Source organism: Citrobacter sp. Cpo032, assembly GCF_030332975.1.
Classification (GTDB): domain Bacteria; phylum Pseudomonadota; class Gammaproteobacteria; order Enterobacterales; family Enterobacteriaceae; genus Citrobacter; species Citrobacter portucalensis.
This window is the reverse complement of the sequence record NZ_JAOWGU010000044.1, coordinates 183,744-200,008: the sequence shown is the minus strand read 5'-3', so window position 1 is coordinate 200,008 and position 16,265 is coordinate 183,744. Positions and strand designations below refer to the sequence as shown.

16 protein-coding genes are annotated in these 16,265 nt (G+C 53.3%); 8 read left to right on the top strand and 8 right to left on the bottom strand.

Annotated elements, in window-relative coordinates; genetic code table 11:
- Positions 1-41 precede the first annotated feature (41 nt).
- From elaB to pmrD, 8 genes are all read left to right on the top strand, one after another.
- Entirely contained in the window at positions 42-347 is a 306-nt protein-coding gene (gene elaB / locus OGY33_RS12095) for a stress response protein ElaB (protein WP_003027683.1), read from the top strand.
- Between the two features lie 104 nt (positions 348-451).
- Positions 452-1,750 carry an isochorismate synthase MenF gene (gene menF / locus OGY33_RS12090; protein WP_048215860.1) on the top strand — a complete coding sequence of 433 codons (1,299 nt, stop codon included), beginning with the start codon at positions 452-454 and terminating at the stop codon, positions 1,748-1,750.
- Between the two features lie 87 nt (positions 1,751-1,837).
- The gene (menD, locus tag OGY33_RS12085) at positions 1,838-3,508 is read left to right on the top strand and encodes a 2-succinyl-5-enolpyruvyl-6-hydroxy-3-cyclohexene-1-carboxylic-acid synthase (protein ID WP_191238272.1); all 1,671 of its coding nucleotides are present in this window, start codon (positions 1,838-1,840) and stop codon (positions 3,506-3,508) included.
- A complete protein-coding gene (gene menH / locus OGY33_RS12080; RefSeq protein WP_048215862.1) occupies positions 3,505-4,263 on the top strand; it encodes a 2-succinyl-6-hydroxy-2,4-cyclohexadiene-1-carboxylate synthase in 759 nt (252 codons plus the stop codon). The genes menD and menH overlap by 4 nt, the downstream gene beginning before the upstream one ends.
- A gap of 14 nt (positions 4,264-4,277) precedes the next feature.
- On the top strand, positions 4,278-5,135 hold the full coding sequence (menB, locus tag OGY33_RS12075; RefSeq protein WP_003027671.1) for a 1,4-dihydroxy-2-naphthoyl-CoA synthase: 858 nt from the start codon (positions 4,278-4,280) through the stop codon (positions 5,133-5,135).
- Positions 5,135-6,097, top strand: coding sequence for an o-succinylbenzoate synthase (gene menC / locus OGY33_RS12070; protein WP_048215863.1), 963 nt, complete (start codon positions 5,135-5,137; stop codon positions 6,095-6,097). The genes menB and menC overlap by 1 nt, the downstream gene beginning before the upstream one ends.
- A complete protein-coding gene (menE, locus tag OGY33_RS12065; protein WP_149607667.1) occupies positions 6,094-7,518 on the top strand; it encodes an o-succinylbenzoate--CoA ligase in 1,425 nt (474 codons plus the stop codon). The genes menC and menE overlap by 4 nt, the downstream gene beginning before the upstream one ends.
- Positions 7,519-7,613: 95 nt before the next feature.
- Entirely contained in the window at positions 7,614-7,877 is a 264-nt protein-coding gene (pmrD, locus tag OGY33_RS12060; RefSeq protein WP_149607666.1) for a signal transduction protein PmrD, read from the top strand.
- A 2-nt stretch (positions 7,878-7,879) separates the two neighbouring features.
- Here the strand turns inward: pmrD and arnF are convergent, their stop codons facing one another.
- The 8 genes from arnF to nudI form a co-directional block, all read right to left on the bottom strand.
- Positions 7,880-8,266, bottom strand: a complete 387-nt coding sequence (gene arnF / locus OGY33_RS12055) for a 4-amino-4-deoxy-L-arabinose-phosphoundecaprenol flippase subunit ArnF (RefSeq protein WP_149607665.1) — start codon at positions 8,264-8,266, stop codon at positions 7,880-7,882.
- Positions 8,266-8,601, bottom strand: coding sequence for a 4-amino-4-deoxy-L-arabinose-phosphoundecaprenol flippase subunit ArnE (arnE, locus tag OGY33_RS12050; RefSeq protein WP_003834709.1), 336 nt, complete (start codon positions 8,599-8,601; stop codon positions 8,266-8,268). Before arnE ends, arnF begins: the two co-directional genes overlap by 1 nt.
- Complete coding sequence (arnT, locus tag OGY33_RS12045) at positions 8,598-10,256, bottom strand: lipid IV(A) 4-amino-4-deoxy-L-arabinosyltransferase (protein ID WP_191239010.1); 1,659 nt, start codon at positions 10,254-10,256, stop codon at positions 8,598-8,600. The genes arnE and arnT overlap by 4 nt, the downstream gene beginning before the upstream one ends.
- Positions 10,253-11,155 (bottom strand): 4-deoxy-4-formamido-L-arabinose-phosphoundecaprenol deformylase, encoded by a 903-nt coding sequence (arnD, locus tag OGY33_RS12040; protein WP_079934568.1) that lies wholly within the window; start codon positions 11,153-11,155, stop codon positions 10,253-10,255. The genes arnT and arnD overlap by 4 nt, the downstream gene beginning before the upstream one ends.
- Positions 11,152-13,134 carry a bifunctional UDP-4-amino-4-deoxy-L-arabinose formyltransferase/UDP-glucuronic acid oxidase ArnA gene (gene arnA / locus OGY33_RS12035; protein ID WP_191238273.1) on the bottom strand — a complete coding sequence of 661 codons (1,983 nt, stop codon included), beginning with the start codon at positions 13,132-13,134 and terminating at the stop codon, positions 11,152-11,154. The genes arnD and arnA overlap by 4 nt, the downstream gene beginning before the upstream one ends.
- The gene (gene arnC / locus OGY33_RS12030; protein ID WP_191238274.1) at positions 13,131-14,114 is read right to left on the bottom strand and encodes an undecaprenyl-phosphate 4-deoxy-4-formamido-L-arabinose transferase; all 984 of its coding nucleotides are present in this window, start codon (positions 14,112-14,114) and stop codon (positions 13,131-13,133) included. Before arnC ends, arnA begins: the two co-directional genes overlap by 4 nt.
- Before the next feature lie 2 nt (positions 14,115-14,116).
- Positions 14,117-15,256 (bottom strand): UDP-4-amino-4-deoxy-L-arabinose aminotransferase, encoded by a 1,140-nt coding sequence (gene arnB, locus OGY33_RS12025; RefSeq protein ID WP_286571708.1) that lies wholly within the window; start codon positions 15,254-15,256, stop codon positions 14,117-14,119.
- 284 nt (positions 15,257-15,540) lie between these two features.
- Complete coding sequence (nudI, locus tag OGY33_RS12020; RefSeq protein ID WP_048215870.1) at positions 15,541-15,966, bottom strand: nucleoside triphosphatase NudI; 426 nt, start codon at positions 15,964-15,966, stop codon at positions 15,541-15,543.
- Positions 15,967-16,265 lie beyond the last annotated feature (299 nt).

Sequence of the window (16,265 nt, the reverse complement as noted above, 5' to 3'; positions counted from 1 at the left end):
GTCTATAGTTAGCGGGTACGTCAATAGAAAGGGAGAATATAATGTCTTTTCATTCTTATGAATCACGTATCGATGATGATCTGGAATTATTAAGTGAAACGCTGGAAGAGGTGCTGCGTTCTTCTGGCGACCCTGCAGATCAAAAATACCTTGAGTTAAAAGCGCGGGCAGAGCGGGCGTTAGAAGAGGTGAGAAATCGCGTCAGCCATGCTTCTGACAGCTACTATTACCGTGCGAAAAAAGCCGTTTGTCGGGCGGATGACTATGTGCACGAAAAACCCTGGCGAGGAATCGGCGTTGGCGCCACGGTCGGTTTAGTGATGGGATTATTGTTAGCGCGGCGATAAATTCCGTTCTGTCATCGCATTTGTACGTACTCCCTAACTGGGGGTACTGCTTTTTCTGCTCAGTACCCCGTATAATGAGAGGTTTTTAACAGGGAGAGGTCCGCGTGCATTCAATCACTACTGCGCTGGAAAGTCTGATGCGTCATTTATCGCAAGAGATGCCAGCAGCACCTGGAATTCGTATTTACGATATACCTTTCCCACTGAATGATGCGTTTGACGCTTTAGGATGGCTGGCCAGTCAACCCGTCTGGCCCCAGTTTTACTGGCAGCAGCGTAACGGCGATGAAGAAGCCGCCGTATTAGGGACCGTCGCCGCATTTTCCTCGCTGGAATCAGCCCAGCAATTTTTACATCAGCATGATAATCATCCCGACCTGCGCATCTGGGGCCTGAATGCCTTTGAGCCTCAGCGTGGCAATTTACTGCTGCCGCGGCTGGAGTGGCGACGTTGCGCCGGAGTGGCGAGCTTACGCTTACATCTCTATAGCGACGTGTCGCTACGTGAAGACGCTACACAAGCGATCGCCTTCATCTCATCGCTTGCTCCCGTAAAACCGCTCCCTGCATTGCGTTTGAGTTTGACGGGAGAACAGCACTGGCCGGAGAAAGCTGGCTGGATAGACCTGATAAAACTCGCCACTCAAACGATCGCAGGAGAAGACCTCGATAAGGTCGTGCTGGCGCGGGCGACCGATTTACAATTTTCTCAGTCAGTTAATGCCGCTGCCGTGATGGCTTCCAGCCGTCGCTTAAATCTGAACTGCTACCATTTCTTTATGGCATTCTCCGCCGACACCGCTTTTCTTGGCTCTTCTCCTGAACGTCTGTATCGACGACGTGATACGGCGCTGCGCACCGAGGCGCTGGCCGGAACCGTGGCCAATCACCCTGAGGATCATCGGGCCTGGCAATTGGGCGACTGGCTAATGAAAGATGATAAAAACCAGCGCGAGAATATGCTGGTGGTCGAAGATATTTGCCAGCGTCTGCAAGGCTGTACGCAAACTCTCGATGTGCTGCCACCGCAGGTGCTCAGGCTGCGTAAAGTGCAGCACCTGCGCCGTTGCATCTGGACGGAACTGAATCAGGCCGACGATATGCTTTGCCTGATGCAGCTTCAGCCCACGGCGGCAGTTGCCGGTATTCCGCGTGAGCTGGCGCGTGAATTCATCCAACAAAATGAACCCTTTGAACGCGAGTGGTATGCCGGTTCAGCGGGTTATCTTTCTTTGCGCCAAAGCGAGTTTTGTGTGTCATTGCGTTCAGCGAAAATTAGCGCAAACGTGGTACGCCTGTATGCCGGGGCAGGGATTGTACGTGGCTCAGATCCTGAGCAGGAATGGCAAGAAATAGACAATAAAGCGGCAGGGTTACGTACTTTATTACAGATGGAAGGATAGTGATTTCGTGTATATTTCCGATTCATATCAAAAATCCATTTATTCGATTCTCTATACTGTGTCGCAATATTGATACCGGACAATCTCATGTCAGTAAGCGCATTTAACCGACGCTGGGCGGCGGTCATTCTGGAAGCACTCACTCGCCACGGCGTCAGGCATGTCTGCATTGCCCCTGGCTCTCGTTCTACACCGTTGACGCTGGCGGCAGCGGAAAACCCCGCATTCATCCACCATACCCATTTTGACGAGCGCGGTCTTGGGCATCTGGCTTTAGGTCTGGCAAAAGTCAGCCGGCAGCCTGTCGCCGTGATTGTGACGTCCGGTACCGCGGTGGCGAATTTATATCCCGCGTTGATTGAAGCGGGCCTGACCGGTGAAAAACTGATTTTACTTACCGCGGACAGACCGCCAGAGCTTATCGACTGTGGCGCGAACCAGGCGATTCGTCAGGCCGGAATGTTTGCCTCGCATCCATCGCAAACGCTCTCTTTACCGCGTCCGACTCAGGACATTCCGGCAAGCTGGCTGGTGTCCACGATTGATAATGCGTTAGCTGCCCTGCATGGCGGGGCGGTTCATATCAATTGCCCGTTTGCGGAACCGCTGTATGGCGATATGGACGAAACGGGGATTGCCTGGCAGCAGCGCCTCGGCGACTGGTGGCAGGACGATAAACCCTGGCTGCGAGAAGCGCGTCGGCTGGAAAGCGACAAACAACGCGACTGGTTTATCTGGCGACAAAAACGCGGCGTAGTCATTGCGGGCCGCATGAGCGCGGAAGAAGGTAAGAAGGTTGCGCAGTGGGCGCAGACGTTAGGCTGGCCGCTGATTGGTGATGTTCTGTCGCAAACCGGACAACCGCTGCCGTGCGCCGACCTGTGGCTGGGAAATGCGAAAGCGGTAGCTGAATTGCAGCAGGCGCAGATTGTGGTGCAGCTTGGTAGCAGCCTGACCGGAAAACGTCTGCTGCAATGGCAGGTCAGCTGCGATCCGCAGGAATACTGGATTGTCGATAATATCGAAGGCCGCCTCGATCCGGCCCATCATCGCGGCCGCAGGTTGGTGGCGAAAGTTGGCGACTGGCTGGAGCTGCATCCGGCGGAGAAACGTCAGCCCTGGTGTATTGAGATCCCTCGTCTGGCGCAACAGGCCTGGCAGGCGGTAGAAGCCCGTCGTGAGGCGTTTGGTGAAGCGCAACTAGCCCACCGTATCCGCGACTATTTGCCGGAGCAGGGCCAGCTGTTTGTGGGTAACAGTCTGGTGGTGCGCCTGATTGATGCGCTGTCGCAGCTTCCGGCTGGTTACCCGGTCTATAGCAACCGTGGCGCGAGCGGTATTGACGGCCTGCTGTCAACGGCAGCAGGTGTACAGCGTGCCAGCGCGAAATCGACGCTGGCGATTGTTGGCGATTTATCTGCATTGTATGACCTGAATGCGCTGGCGTTATTGCGCCAGGTTTCTGCACCGTTTGTCCTGATAGTGGTCAATAATAACGGCGGGCAGATTTTTTCCCTGCTGCCGACGCCAGCCAGCGAACGCGAACGGTTCTATCTGATGCCGCAGAATGTACATTTCGAGCATGCTGCCGCCATGTTTAACCTTAAATACCAGCGCCCGGAAAACTGGGAGCAGCTGGAGAGCGCGTTGACTAACGCGTGGCGTACACCTGCGGCCACGGTGATTGAGCTGGTGGTGAACGAAACTGACGGGGCGCAAACCTTGCAGCAACTGCTGGCGCAGGTAAGTCATCTATGATCCTGCATGCGCAGGCGAAAGAGGGCCAAACGGGATTTCCCTGGCTGGTTTTCCTGCACGGTTTCTCTGGCGATTGCCGGGAATGGCAGACGATCGGCGAAGCGTTTCAGGATTATTCGCGGCTATACATCGACCTGCCGGGACACGGTGGCTCCGCTGACATCAGCGTGAGCGGGTTCGATGACGTAAACGTTTTGCTGCGTAACACCCTGCTTAGTTACAACATACTTAACTTTTGGTTGGTGGGATACTCTCTTGGCGGCAGAGTCGCGATGATGGCGGCCAGTCAGGAGATGCCAGGGCTTTGTGGTCTGGTGGTTGAAGGTGGACATCCCGGCTTGCAAAGCGAGGAGGCGCGCGTGCAACGCCGTCTCTCGGATGGCTGCTGGGCTGCACGATTTCGCGCAGATCCGCTACGTGAGGTGTTTAATGACTGGTATCAACAGCCCGTTTTTTCCTCGCTGAACGCGAAACAAAGAGAGGCGCTGGTCGCACTGCGTAGCCAGAATAATGGGCAAACGCTGGCGGCAATGCTGGAGGCCACCTCGCTTGCCGTACAACCTGATTTACGTGCGCAACTCACGACGCGCACATTTCCGTTTTATTATTTATGTGGTGAACGTGACGAAAAATTCCGTGCTCTGGCGGCGGAAATATCAGTACCAAACCATGTGATTCGTAATGCCGGACACAACGCGCATCGGGACAACCCCGCGGGTGTAGTGGACTGTCTGGCTCAGATTCTGCGTCGCTGACTATAGGACATTTTATGATCTATCCTGATGAAACAATGCTTTACGCACCGGTAGAATGGCACGATTGCTCTGAAGGCTATACCGACATTCTTTACGAGAAATCCACCGACGGTATCGCAAAAATCACCATTAATCGTCCACAGGTACGCAATGCCTTCCGTCCGGTCACCGTGAAAGAGATGATCCAGGCGCTGGCGGATGCCCGCTATGATGACAACATCGGCGTAATTATTCTGACCGGTGCTGGCGACAAAGCGTTCTGCGCAGGCGGCGATCAGAAAGTGCGTGGTGACTACGGCGGATACCAGGATGACTCCGGTGTGCATCACCTGAACGTACTGGACTTCCAGCGCCAGATTCGTACCTGTCCGAAACCGGTAGTAGCGATGGTTGCAGGTTTCTCCATTGGCGGTGGCCATGTGCTGCACATGATGTGTGACCTGACCATTGCGGCTGAAAACGCCATCTTTGGTCAGACCGGCCCGAAAGTCGGTTCTTTCGACGGCGGTTGGGGCGCTTCCTACATGGCGCGCATCGTCGGTCAGAAAAAAGCGCGTGAAATCTGGTTCCTGTGCCGTCAGTACGATGCGAAACAGGCGCTGGATATGGGTCTGGTCAACACCGTGGTTCCGCTGGCGGATCTGGAAAAAGAGACCGTACGCTGGTGCCGTGAAATGCTGCAAAACAGCCCAATGGCGCTGCGCTGCCTGAAAGCCGCACTGAACGCCGACTGTGATGGTCAGGCTGGTCTGCAGGAGCTGGCAGGTAACGCCACTATGCTGTTCTACATGACGGAAGAAGGTCAGGAAGGCCGTAACGCCTTTAACCAAAAACGTCAGCCTGATTTCAGCAAATTCAAACGGAATCCGTAATGCGTAGCGCGCAGGTATACCGCTGGCAGATCCCCATGGACGCGGGGGTGATTCTGCGCGACAGGCGGTTAAAAACGCGTGACGGGCTGTACGTTTGTCTTCGTGACGGCGAGCGCGAAGGGTGGGGAGAGATCTCCCCGCTGCCGGGCTTTAGTCAGGAAAGCTGGGAAGAGGCGCAAACCGAGCTGCTGGCCTGGGTGAAAGGCTGGTTGCAAGGGGATGACTCCTTACCGCAACTGCCTTCGGTCGCCTTTGGCGTAAGCTGTGCGCTGGCCGAACTGGCTGGCGTATTGCCGCAGGACGCGGACTATCGTGCTGCGCCGCTGTGTACCGGCGATCCTGACGATCTGGTGCTACAACTGGCGGATATGCCGGGCGAAAAAGTGGCGAAGATCAAGGTCGGTCTGTATGAAGCGGTCCGCGACGGCATGGTAGCCAATCTGCTGCTTGAGGCGATCCCGGAGCTGCATTTGCGACTTGACGCCAACCGGGCCTGGACGCCGTTGAAAGCACAGCAGTTCGCGAAATACGTTAATCCGGAATATCGCGGACGCATTGCCTTCCTCGAAGAACCGTGCAAAACCCGCGATGACTCCCGTGCCTTCGCGCGGGAAACCGGCATTGCCATCGCCTGGGATGAAAGTCTGCGTGAAGCGGATTTCACCTTCGAAGCCGAAGAAGGCGTCAAAGCTGTGGTTATCAAACCTACGCTGACCGGCAGTCTCGATAAAGTCCGTGAACAGGTGGCTGCGGCGCATGCGCTTGGTCTTACTGCCGTTATTAGTTCGTCAATTGAGTCGAGTCTGGGCTTAACCCAGTTGGCGAGAATTGCCGCCTGGTTAACGCCGCAGACCATTCCGGGTCTGGATACCCTGAGTCTGATGCAGTGCCAGCAGGTTCGCACCTGGCCGGGTAGCACGTTGCCGTGTATCGACGTTGATGCGCTGGAACGTCTGCTATGACCCAGCAGGAAATGCCCGATAGCGTGAGCTTATCGGGCCTGGTGCAGTTCAGTGACTGGCCGTGGCGTCACTGGCGACAGGTTCGTGCGAAGGCGCCAGCCTTACGCCTCAACGATGAGGTACTAAGCTGGAGCGATCTCTGCACACGTGTAGATCATCTGGCCTGCGGTTTTGCCGCTCAGGGCGTGGAAGAGGGCGATGGTGTTCTGCTTCGCGCCTGGAATCATCCGCGCGCTTTGCTGGCCTGGCTCGCGCTGCTGCAATGTGGGGCGCGGGTTTTACCTGTGAACCCACAGTTGCCTCAGCCGCTGCTTGATGCGCTGATCCCGGACTTAACGCTACGTTTTGCGCTGGATCTGGAGGCCGCTATCGCACTTCCGGAACTCAGCCCGTTGCAGATGCGGTCGTTACCAGGCGATCGCGCCGCCGCGTGGTTGCCTGAACGTTTGAGCACGATGACGTTAACTTCAGGTTCTACCGGATTGCCAAAAGCGGCTGTTCATACCTGTCAGGCGCATCTGGCAAGCGCGCAGGGCGTACTGTCATTAATGCCGTTTGGTGCTGAGGATGACTGGCTGCTCTCGCTGCCGCTGTTTCATGTTTCCGGCCAGGGGATTTTGTGGCGCTGGTTGTTTGCCGGGGCGCGAATGACCGTGCGCGACAAGCAGCCGCTGGAGCAAATGCTGGTCGGCTGCACCCATGCCTCGTTGGTCCCTACACAGTTGTGGCGCTTGTTGGTCAATAAAACGCCGGTCACGCTCAAAGCGGTGCTGCTGGGCGGCGCGGCTATTCCTGTTGAGTTGACGGAGCAGGCGCACGAGCAGGGGATTCGCTGCTGGTGCGGTTATGGACTGACGGAATTCGCTTCTACGGTCTGTGCGAAAGAGGCGGATGGTCTGGCAGATGTGGGTTCCCCTCTGGTAGGCAGAGAAGTCAGAATCGTTGATGATGAAGTCTGGTTACGGGCTGCCAGCATGGCGCAAGGTTACTGGCGTAACGGACAGCTTATTCCTTTAGTGAACGCGGAAGGCTGGTTTGCAACCCGCGATCGCGGCGTGCTAAAGGACGGCAAGTTAACGATTGTCGGTCGTATGGATAATCTGTTTTTTAGCGGCGGGGAAGGTATACAGCCGGAAGAAGTGGAACGCGTGATTGCAGCGCATCCGCATGTTCTGCAGGCCTTTATTATACCAATTGAAGACAAAGAGTTTGGCCATCGCCCGGTGGCGGTCATTGAGTATGACGCTAATGCTGGAGAAACTAATCTGGCTGAGTGGGTAAACGATAAGCTGGCCCGCTTTCAACAACCGGTATGTTGGCTGACATTGCCGCCCGAACTCAAAGCCGGAGGGATTAAAATCTCGCGTCGTGCGTTGTCGGATTGGGTAAGCGCTTCATCGTTAGCATTAAGAAAACATTAATTACATTTCTCATTTCTGTCATTCCGCAGCTATTGTCCTTTTGTTTATGAGCTAATGTGTAACCTATTGTGAAATTTATTAACAATAGGTGCGCTATGGAATGGCATGTGAAGAAGACCTGCTGTCACAAAAAAGCAGGGAGACTCTATATCGTACTTTGCGATAGCGGTGGTTCGCTCAAGATGCTTGCCCAGGCGCAATCATCTGAGCGGATTAAGCCCGGCGATCTTCTTTCGCCGCTGAAGGATGCTCAGTATTGTATTAACCGCGATACATCTCGGGTGATTAAGATCATTGATGCCAGACAGTACATTTGTGATGAATGGGAACGTCTGTTACAACTGTCTAAAGATAAATAATCTCAGGACAGGTGTTTGCGTGAAGGCAGAAAAATCGTCATTAACCCTGCCATGATGCACAGTACCCCTGCCAGCGCTTTCACTGAAAATGTTCCCTGCCAGCCGGGCAGGATCATTGAGGCAACCCACACCAGCACATAGCTCAGGCTGAGTAGGGCATAGGCTTTGCTCAGCGCGAGTTGGTGTAGGGCTTTATGCCAGCAAATAACCGACAGCAAATACCCTGCCAGCCCGGCATATAAAGCAAACGCACCAATACTGACAGAGAATACGGCGGAGATGAACGCCAGCGGCTGCAGCATTGGCGGCAGATTATCCATCGCAAAGCCAAGGCTCAACTGGGCAGCAGAGGTGATAATAACGCTACATAATCCCCAAAATATGCCCATTACACTGCGCTCCCAAGAATAAATATGCCGGTAATGATTAGCCCAACGCCCAGCCAGTGGCGGGTTGTGACGGGTTCGCGCCAGATTTTCCATGCCGCGAGAGTAACCCAGACAAAGTTAAGGCTCAGCATGGGATAGGCAATACCGACAGGAATGTTTTGTAAAACCGCCAGCCATAGCAGCATGGCCAGACCGAGGCTTGCCAGAGCAAGCCCAATCCATTGCGTAATGTAGCGTTTTCGTGCACGAACAGACACCGGTCGGGTCGCCTGCTTCTGGCATAGCTGGCCGCAGACGCTGAGCAGGCTGGCGAGGACTAAGGCTATCCAGATCATTTGGGCCGATACTGAATCAGGACCAGACGCCCCTGATTATCAATGTAGTCAGCGGGAGGGATGGCAAGCTGATTAATATCTTCATTCTTATCAATCGAGAGCACGAGCGTAATGTTTCCTTGCTGTCGATGTTGCGCTAACCAGTCGGCAAAATTCTCCCGACTGACAAAGCGGCCTTGAGCATCCGGGTAGTTGAGGCCGTATTTTAACTCGCCCGTTTGTCCGTACATCATGATGTCGTCGCGCTTCAGGCTCCAGGCCAGTCCCGCAGCGACGCCAACGCTGTCGGTGAGAATATAACGGCTCGGCTCCAGCGATTCTTTGGTCATCTCGACAAAAAACTGCGGCTGTTTAGATTCCATCACCCGGTCAGGAATGGAGAAGCCAAATAACAGCGCCAGCCCTAATGGGCATAGTGCTGCGAATTTCCAGTTCTTCTCGCGGTTATTTAGCGTATACCAGCCAAAAATCGTCCAGATGATAAAGATGCCCCAGGCACAAAAAACCTTATACGTTTCGATATGCGACCAGACCGGCGTCTTCAATGGTCCCAGCGTGGAAACAATAAACGTAGCGACGATGCCTACGACACCAAATAGCACGTTGATCCAGCCATTGATGCGCAGGGATGCTGAGTCTTTTTCCGCAGCCTGCAGGCCGAAGCGCGCCGTTAATATCGCCAGTGGCGCGAAGCAGGAAAGAATATAGGTCGGCAGTTTTCCTTTCGCGATGCTGAAAAACAGAATTGGCATAATAATCCAGCTTAACAGGTACAGAGCACTGCGCGGAACATCCCGCTCACGCCAGCCCGTACGCAGCGCGCCGGGTAGCAGACCGAGCCACGGTAATGTGCCTGCCACAAATATCGGGATGTAGTACCAGATAGGAGCCTTATGCTGGGCATCATCCTGCGCAAAGCGCTGAATATGTTCAACCCAGAAGAAGTAATGCCAGAAATCCGGCTCGCGTTGTGCAATCGCTATACCCCACGGTAGTACGATCGCGATGCAGCCGATCACCGCCAGCAGACCGTAGAGAATGAGGTCTTTCCAACGCTTTTGGGCAAAAACCCATGGTAATACGCTAAGCACAGGGACGGCGAGTGCCAGAAAACCTTTGGTCATTACACCTATACCGCAGGTCAGCCCAAGCAACAAAAAAGCGATGATTTTGCGTGTTCTGGTGGTGGCCTGCATGCCTTCCCAAAAACAGCACATGCCCGCCATCAGCCAAAGCGCTATGATGGGATCAAGTACCGCGTAGGTGCCGATGCTGTAAACCGAAAAAAACGTTAAAAAGATAGCGGAGGAGAGTACGGCGGTACGCTTATCATGCCACAGTCGCATGGCAAGCCAGGCTACCAGTAATGCGGTCAACAAAGTGGCAAAAATAGCCCCCGCTCTGACACCAAAATTGTTTGCGCCAAACAGCCATTGTCCGATGCTGTTCAACCAGTATCCGGCAATTGGTTTTTCAAAATAACGCAGCCCTAAAAAGTGTGGAACGATCCAGTCACCAGAGTTGAGCATTTCCCGGCTGATTTCAGCATAGCGCGTTTCATCAGGCTGCCAGAGCATACGGCTGTTGATAGGTAAAATAAAATACAGTGCGATTAAAGCGATAAATGCCAGAGTGTAGCGGGCAGCAGGTTTCATGGTGTCACACTCACCGGTTGTTGGCAGCCGAGCCATCCCTCTCTGCCGGGTATTTTTCCACGTACGATCTGTCCTAACGGCAGCGTACTGATGTCGTCAGGTAACAGCTCGCCAAGCGGGCAGAATGTCATCCCCATGTCCGCGGCGCGAGTAAGCAGCTCGTCAAAGTTCTGATGAAAGGCGATGCCTTCAACTTCCGCATGAATGGTGTACACCGGTGTTCCTCTGCTCATCTGGATGTGGGAGAGAATATAGGAGTTGAAGTCCACCGCCTGGACCTCCTGACCAACCACTTCATCCCATGTTGGTAGGGTGACGGGAATTTGTGGCGTCCCCGTTTTCCCGGATTCCAGCACCGGACGAAATAACGACGTTCCCCGACAGTCACTGTTATAGCGCAGATGGAATGCTTCTTTGGCGTGGACGACACGGTTGTCGGCACGCCATCCGGCAACGGCAGAGCAGGTGACTGGCTGACCGATGATGGCTTCAAGTGTGGTGATACCTTGTGAAATATCATCAATCAGCTGTTTGTCATTCCAGTTTCCGCTTCGCGCTTGCCAGGCGTGATGATCCCAGGCATGCAAACCGGTTTCATGAATCTGGGCGGTTTGTGCAATGATTGCCGCGTTGGCCTGGCCAATCTCTTTTCCCGGCCATGCGGTTCCCGCCAATAAAATATCCCATCCGTAGAGTGATGCTGCGTTTGAACGCAGCATCTTCCACAGAAATTGTGGCTTCACCAGACGCCAGAGATGGCGTCCCATGTTGTCAGGCCCAACGCTAAAGAAAAAACTTGCCCGAACGTTATGTCGGTTTAATGTCTCCAGCAGGCGGGGCACGCCTTCGCGCGTCCCCCTGAATGTATCGACATCAATGCGCAAGCCTACTTTGGTCATGATGTGTGTTCCGTGATATCCACACTGCGTAAGAAGAAGTCCAGCGTCTCTTCTACTGTTTCCTGCATCTCAATGGTCGGTTCCCAGTTCAGGCAGCGTTTTGCATTGCGAATGTTAGGCTTACGATGCTCAACGTCTTGATAACCTTTACCGTAGTAGGTGCTGCTTTCGACGTCACGGAAACCGGCAAACGGCGGGAAGTGGTTACGCAACGGATGTTTTTCAAAGCAGGAAAGCAGCATTTCTGCCAGTTCCTGAATACTTGCTTCGTTCTGTGGATTACCGATGTTGATAATCTCACCGTCACAGCGGCCGCCTTCGTTTTCAATGATGCGGTACAGAGCTTCGATACCATCGCGAATGTCGGTAAAGCAGCGTTTTTGCTTACCGCCTTCAATCAGCTTAATCGGTGAACCTTCCACGAGGTTGAGGATCAGCTGTGTAATGGCGCGTGAGCTGCCGATACGCGCGGCGTTAAGGCTGTCCAGACGCGGTCCCATCCAGTTAAACGGGCGGAACAGGGTGAAGCGCAATCCCTCTTTTTCGCCGTATGCCCAGATAACACGGTCCAGCAACTGCTTGGATACGGAGTAGATCCAGCGTGGTTTATTGACCGGACCGACGATCAGATTCGAACTGTCTTCATCAAAGACTTTGTCGGTACACATGCCGTAGACTTCGGAGGTTGACGGGAAAATGATGCGCTTGCGGTATTTCACGCAGTAACGAATGATTTTCAGGTTCTCTTCAAAATCGAGCTCAAATACGCGCAGCGGGTTACGGGTATATTCGATAGGCGTTGCGATCGCCACCAGCGGCAGCACAACGTCGCATTTTTTCACATGATATTCAATCCATTCGGAGTGAATGCTGATATCACCTTCGACGAAATGGAATCGCGGATGTTGCAGGAAACGCCCAATGGCGTCGCTGCCAATATCGAGTCCATACACTTCGTAATTATCTTCTTGCAGCAGGCGCTCGGTTAGATGGTTACCAATGAAGCCGTTAACGCCGAGGATCAGTACGCGAGTACGGCGTTTGCTGGTGGTCACTGACTGGCTGTTCAGGCGAGAACCTGGCACCAGACCCAGAACTTGCGCCAGTTGTGAACCCTGCATTGCAATACCATCGCCAGCTTGTCCGGTAATAATCTCCAGTGCGCCATCGACACAGGCGATCAGTAAAGGAGACACGGAGATGACGGTGCCCGGCTGGGCCGCAATGTCGTTTGCGCAAACGCGCGATGACCAGACGGTGAACTTTTGCGTGCCGACATAGCTAAATGCACCCGGCCATGGATCGCTGACGGCACGGACCTGGTTATGTAATTCCGCAGTAGGCTTGTTCCAGTCGAGGAAGCTATCTTCCGGTGTGCGGCGACCAAAACAGGTCGCCTCTGCTTCCTGTTGGGAGAGTTCTGCATAATCTCCCGTTTTAATCGCGGGCAGCGCCTCTTCCAGCAGGTGACGCGCAGCCTGGCACAGCTTATGGTGCAGCGTTAACGCCACATCATCCGGTGAAATAGCGACACGCTGCTGGGCAACTATGGCACCAGCATCCGCGCGTTTAACCATGCGGTGAAGCGTGACGCCGGTTTCGGTTTCACCATTGACCAATACCCAGTTCAGCGGTGCGCGACCACGGTATTTCGGCAGCAGCGAGCCGTGCAGATTAAATGCACCCTTAGGGGCAAGACTGAGGATCTCATCACTCAGTAAATGGCGATAGTAGAACGAGAAGATAACATCGGGTGCCAGTTGGCTAATGCGCTCAATCCACAGGGGATGATTAACCTCGTCTGGGGCGTAAACCGGAATACCGGCGCTGGCCGCGAGGCGGGAAACAGATCCAAAAAACGCTTTTTCACCCGGGTTGTCGGTGTGCGTAAAAATGGCAGCGATTTCATAACCTGCATCCATCAAGGCCTGGACACCCTGACATCCCATATCGTGATAGGCAAATACGACGGCTTTCATGCGCGGTTTTCCTCGGTTGACTGCGTAGTTTGTGGGCGGATAACGTGTTGAACAAAATAGCGGGGGCGGGCGCGGACATCGTTATAGATGCGGCCGATATATTCGCCGAGTAAACCCATGCCAATAAACTGTGCGCCGATAAAGGTAAACAGGACGGCAAACAGCATGAATACCCCTTCTGCTGCCCACTGTGGGCCGAGCGTCAGGCGCAGAACAACAAGCAGGACTGATAAGGTAAAGCCCGTGGCAGCGATCACGCTGCCCAGCAGGCTCAACATGCGAAGCGGTGTTGTGGTAAGGCAAGTCACCAGGTCATACATCAGGTTGATCAGACGCATGAAGCTGTATTTGGAGTCACCAAATTCACGCTCTGCATGATGTACCGGGATCTCCGTGGCGCGACGGGCAAAAATGTTGGCCAGAATAGGGATAAAGGTGCTGCGCTCCTGGCAATGCAGCATGGCATCGACGATGTGACGGCGATAGGCGCGTAGCATGCAGCCGTAGTCGCCCATTGCTTTACCGGTGGTTCGTTGGATCAGATGGTTGATCATTCGTGAGGCGGTCTTACGAAATACGCTATCCTGACGGTTCTGGCGTACCGTGCCTACCACATCGAAACCCTCATCTGCAGTGGCGACCAACCGTGGGATCTCCTCCGGCGGGTTTTGCAAATCAGCATCCAGCGTGATGATCAAGTCTCCGGTGACATGGCTGAAACCGGCCATAATCGCCGAGTGCTGTCCGTAATTACGATTCAGTAAAATAGAGACAATATGGCTGTTCGGTGCCTGAGAGGCGCCCATCATCAACTGAGCGGAACGGTCGCTGCTGCCGTCGTCGATTAGCAGAATTTCATAGTCTTTGCCCAATTTCTCGCAGGCGTCGCTGGTGCGTCTGATTAACTCTGGCAGGCTTTCCTGTTCATTAAAAACGGGAATAACAACCGAGACTTTTTTAATCGGTGTGGCTTCAAACATGCTCATTGTCCTGCTATCTCGCGAAGCGCCGTAATGACCCGCTGAGTGTCATCGTCGGTCATGTCGGGGAATAACGGCAGCGAACAGATGCGTGCGCTATTCCATTCTGTATTTGGGAGCGAAAGGGTAGTGAAGCGTTCGCGATAATATTTTTGCGTATGGGCTGCACGAAAATGCAGGCCGGTGCCGATATCTTTGGCCTTTAGCGCTTCCATCAGCGCATCACTGCTCAGGCCACAGCGCGCTTCGTCAACGCGAATGATGAACAGATGCCAGGCATGAACGTGCGACCACTGCGGTAGGCCCAGCGGTTGAAATGACGTATCAGCCAGCGCTTTTTGATAGTGCTGGGCAATTTGCGCCCGGCGTGAGTTCAGTTGCTCCAGCTTATTGAGCTGTACCAGCGCAATAGCGGCATTGATATCCGTCAGGTTGTATTTGTATCCAGGTGCAAGCACTTCGGCCTGCGGTGCCCGACCATAGGTTTGTCGATCAAAAGCATCAACGCCCAGACCGTGAAACTTCAGACTGCGAAGCCGCTGAGCAAGCTGGCTGTCGTCGGTAACGATCAGTCCACCTTCCGCACAGGTGATATTTTTAATAGCGTGAAACGAGAAGATTGCCGTGCCGCGAGCACCGACATGACGGCCCTTATACAATGTCCCTACGGCATGGGCTGCGTCTTCTATTACCGGGATTCCATAACGCTCGCCAATGGCATAAATTGCGTCGAGGTCGGCGGGGGCGCCAGCATAATGTACTGGAACAATGGCTTTGGTTCGTGGGGTAATAGCAGCTTCAATTTGCTCAGGTGTCACCATAAGCGTATCGCGGTCGACATCGATCATCACTGGCGTCGCCCCCAGCAAAACAATCATGTTGAGGGTAGAAACCCACGTCATCGACGGCGTAATGACCTCGTCGCCCGCACCAATGCCCAGCGCCATCAGCGTAATGTGCATTCCTGCAGTGGCGGAGCAAACGGCGACGGCATGCTTATTCCCCGTGAGCTGGCAAAAAGCCTCTTCCAACTGTTGATTTTTCGGGCCGGTGGTTATCCATCCAGAGTCCAGAACCGCCTTCACTGCGGCAAGTTCTTCAGCGCCCATGGCCGGGCGAGAGAAAGGCAAAAAGTCAGACATCATTATTCCTTCAAGCCATTTAACGCCACCGAAGTTTTATTTTTAGTGATAAACAGGGGCGTCGTTAATTATTTCATCAGGCTACAAAGGTTAATGACTGAAGGTTAATTTATCCTTAAGAGTTTAAGGTTTGGGAACGATAGCTAAATAGAGGTGTTTTTTTGTTTATCTTAATGAAATTAAGTGTTTTTTTAGGTTTTTGCGACATTGCTGTTTGCTATAAGTTGAAGAGTGCAATGCCGCTATTCAGAATGTTAATTATATGCCGTTATTAAAATGATAACCTACAGTAACCCTTTTAAGGTTAACGTTTTACGCGTGGCGATATTTAAATCGTAGGCACTGAGATCTTCCGGTTTAACCCAGGCGAATGCCTGGAACTCTTCGTTAATCTTCACTTCACGATTCGCCGCGACACAATCGAAGATAAGATAAATCATGTAAATCTCTTCCTGACTGCCATCAGCATAGGTTTTAGTGCGAATATCATCACTGAAGGTCCAGGGGGTAATTTCTGATAACACCAGTTGCTCGCCCAGCTCTTCCCTCACTTCACGGCGCAGAGCTTCTTCAATACGTTCACCCGGTTCAACACCGCCGCCAGAAAGCGCCCACTGACCGGGAAACACACCGCGGTCATCAGCCATTTTGCAGAGTAAATAACAGCCATCGTTTTGAATTAATGGGCAAACAATCGTTCTTTGGCGCATCAGTCGAGTCCTTGTTGGGGAGGTAGAGAAAATTCCGTCATGCACGCATCTTACCTTTTGCTGGCGGCAGAAAAAATGTTTCATCGGTGATCAAGAGCGCTTTGGCAGGGAAAACAGGATGTTTGTTGAAAATGACGTTCTGGGACGTCCAACGGTGTAATTGGCACAAGAATTTAACCTTAAATAAATCTTGTGAGTAGTATTTAGTTACAATATGTCATTGCATCGCTTTTTTAGCTCATTGATTCCTCGCCATCTGACAGTACAATTCATCGGTTTTGGGGCTATGTTTTGATTCT

Coding starts and splice junctions, on each gene's coding strand:
- arnD (WP_079934568.1), bottom strand. CDS start 11,155: ATGACCAAAGTAGGCTTGCGCATTGATGTCGATACATTCAGGGGGACG.
- menD (WP_191238272.1), top strand. CDS start 1,838: ATGTCAGTAAGCGCATTTAACCGACGCTGGGCGGCGGTCATTCTGGAA.
- menH (WP_048215862.1), top strand. CDS start 3,505: ATGATCCTGCATGCGCAGGCGAAAGAGGGCCAAACGGGATTTCCCTGG.
- menE (WP_149607667.1), top strand. CDS start 6,094: ATGACCCAGCAGGAAATGCCCGATAGCGTGAGCTTATCGGGCCTGGTG.
- elaB (WP_003027683.1), top strand. CDS start 42: ATGTCTTTTCATTCTTATGAATCACGTATCGATGATGATCTGGAATTA.
- nudI (WP_048215870.1), bottom strand. CDS start 15,966: ATGCGCCAAAGAACGATTGTTTGCCCATTAATTCAAAACGATGGCTGT.
- arnT (WP_191239010.1), bottom strand. CDS start 10,256: ATGAAACCTGCTGCCCGCTACACTCTGGCATTTATCGCTTTAATCGCA.
- pmrD (WP_149607666.1), top strand. CDS start 7,614: ATGGAATGGCATGTGAAGAAGACCTGCTGTCACAAAAAAGCAGGGAGA.
- arnE (WP_003834709.1), bottom strand. CDS start 8,601: ATGATCTGGATAGCCTTAGTCCTCGCCAGCCTGCTCAGCGTCTGCGGC.
- arnC (WP_191238274.1), bottom strand. CDS start 14,114: ATGTTTGAAGCCACACCGATTAAAAAAGTCTCGGTTGTTATTCCCGTT.
- arnA (WP_191238273.1), bottom strand. CDS start 13,134: ATGAAAGCCGTCGTATTTGCCTATCACGATATGGGATGTCAGGGTGTC.
- arnB (WP_286571708.1), bottom strand. CDS start 15,256: ATGTCTGACTTTTTGCCTTTCTCTCGCCCGGCCATGGGCGCTGAAGAA.
- arnF (WP_149607665.1), bottom strand. CDS start 8,266: ATGGGCATATTTTGGGGATTATGTAGCGTTATTATCACCTCTGCTGCC.
- menB (WP_003027671.1), top strand. CDS start 4,278: ATGATCTATCCTGATGAAACAATGCTTTACGCACCGGTAGAATGGCAC.
- menC (WP_048215863.1), top strand. CDS start 5,135: ATGCGTAGCGCGCAGGTATACCGCTGGCAGATCCCCATGGACGCGGGG.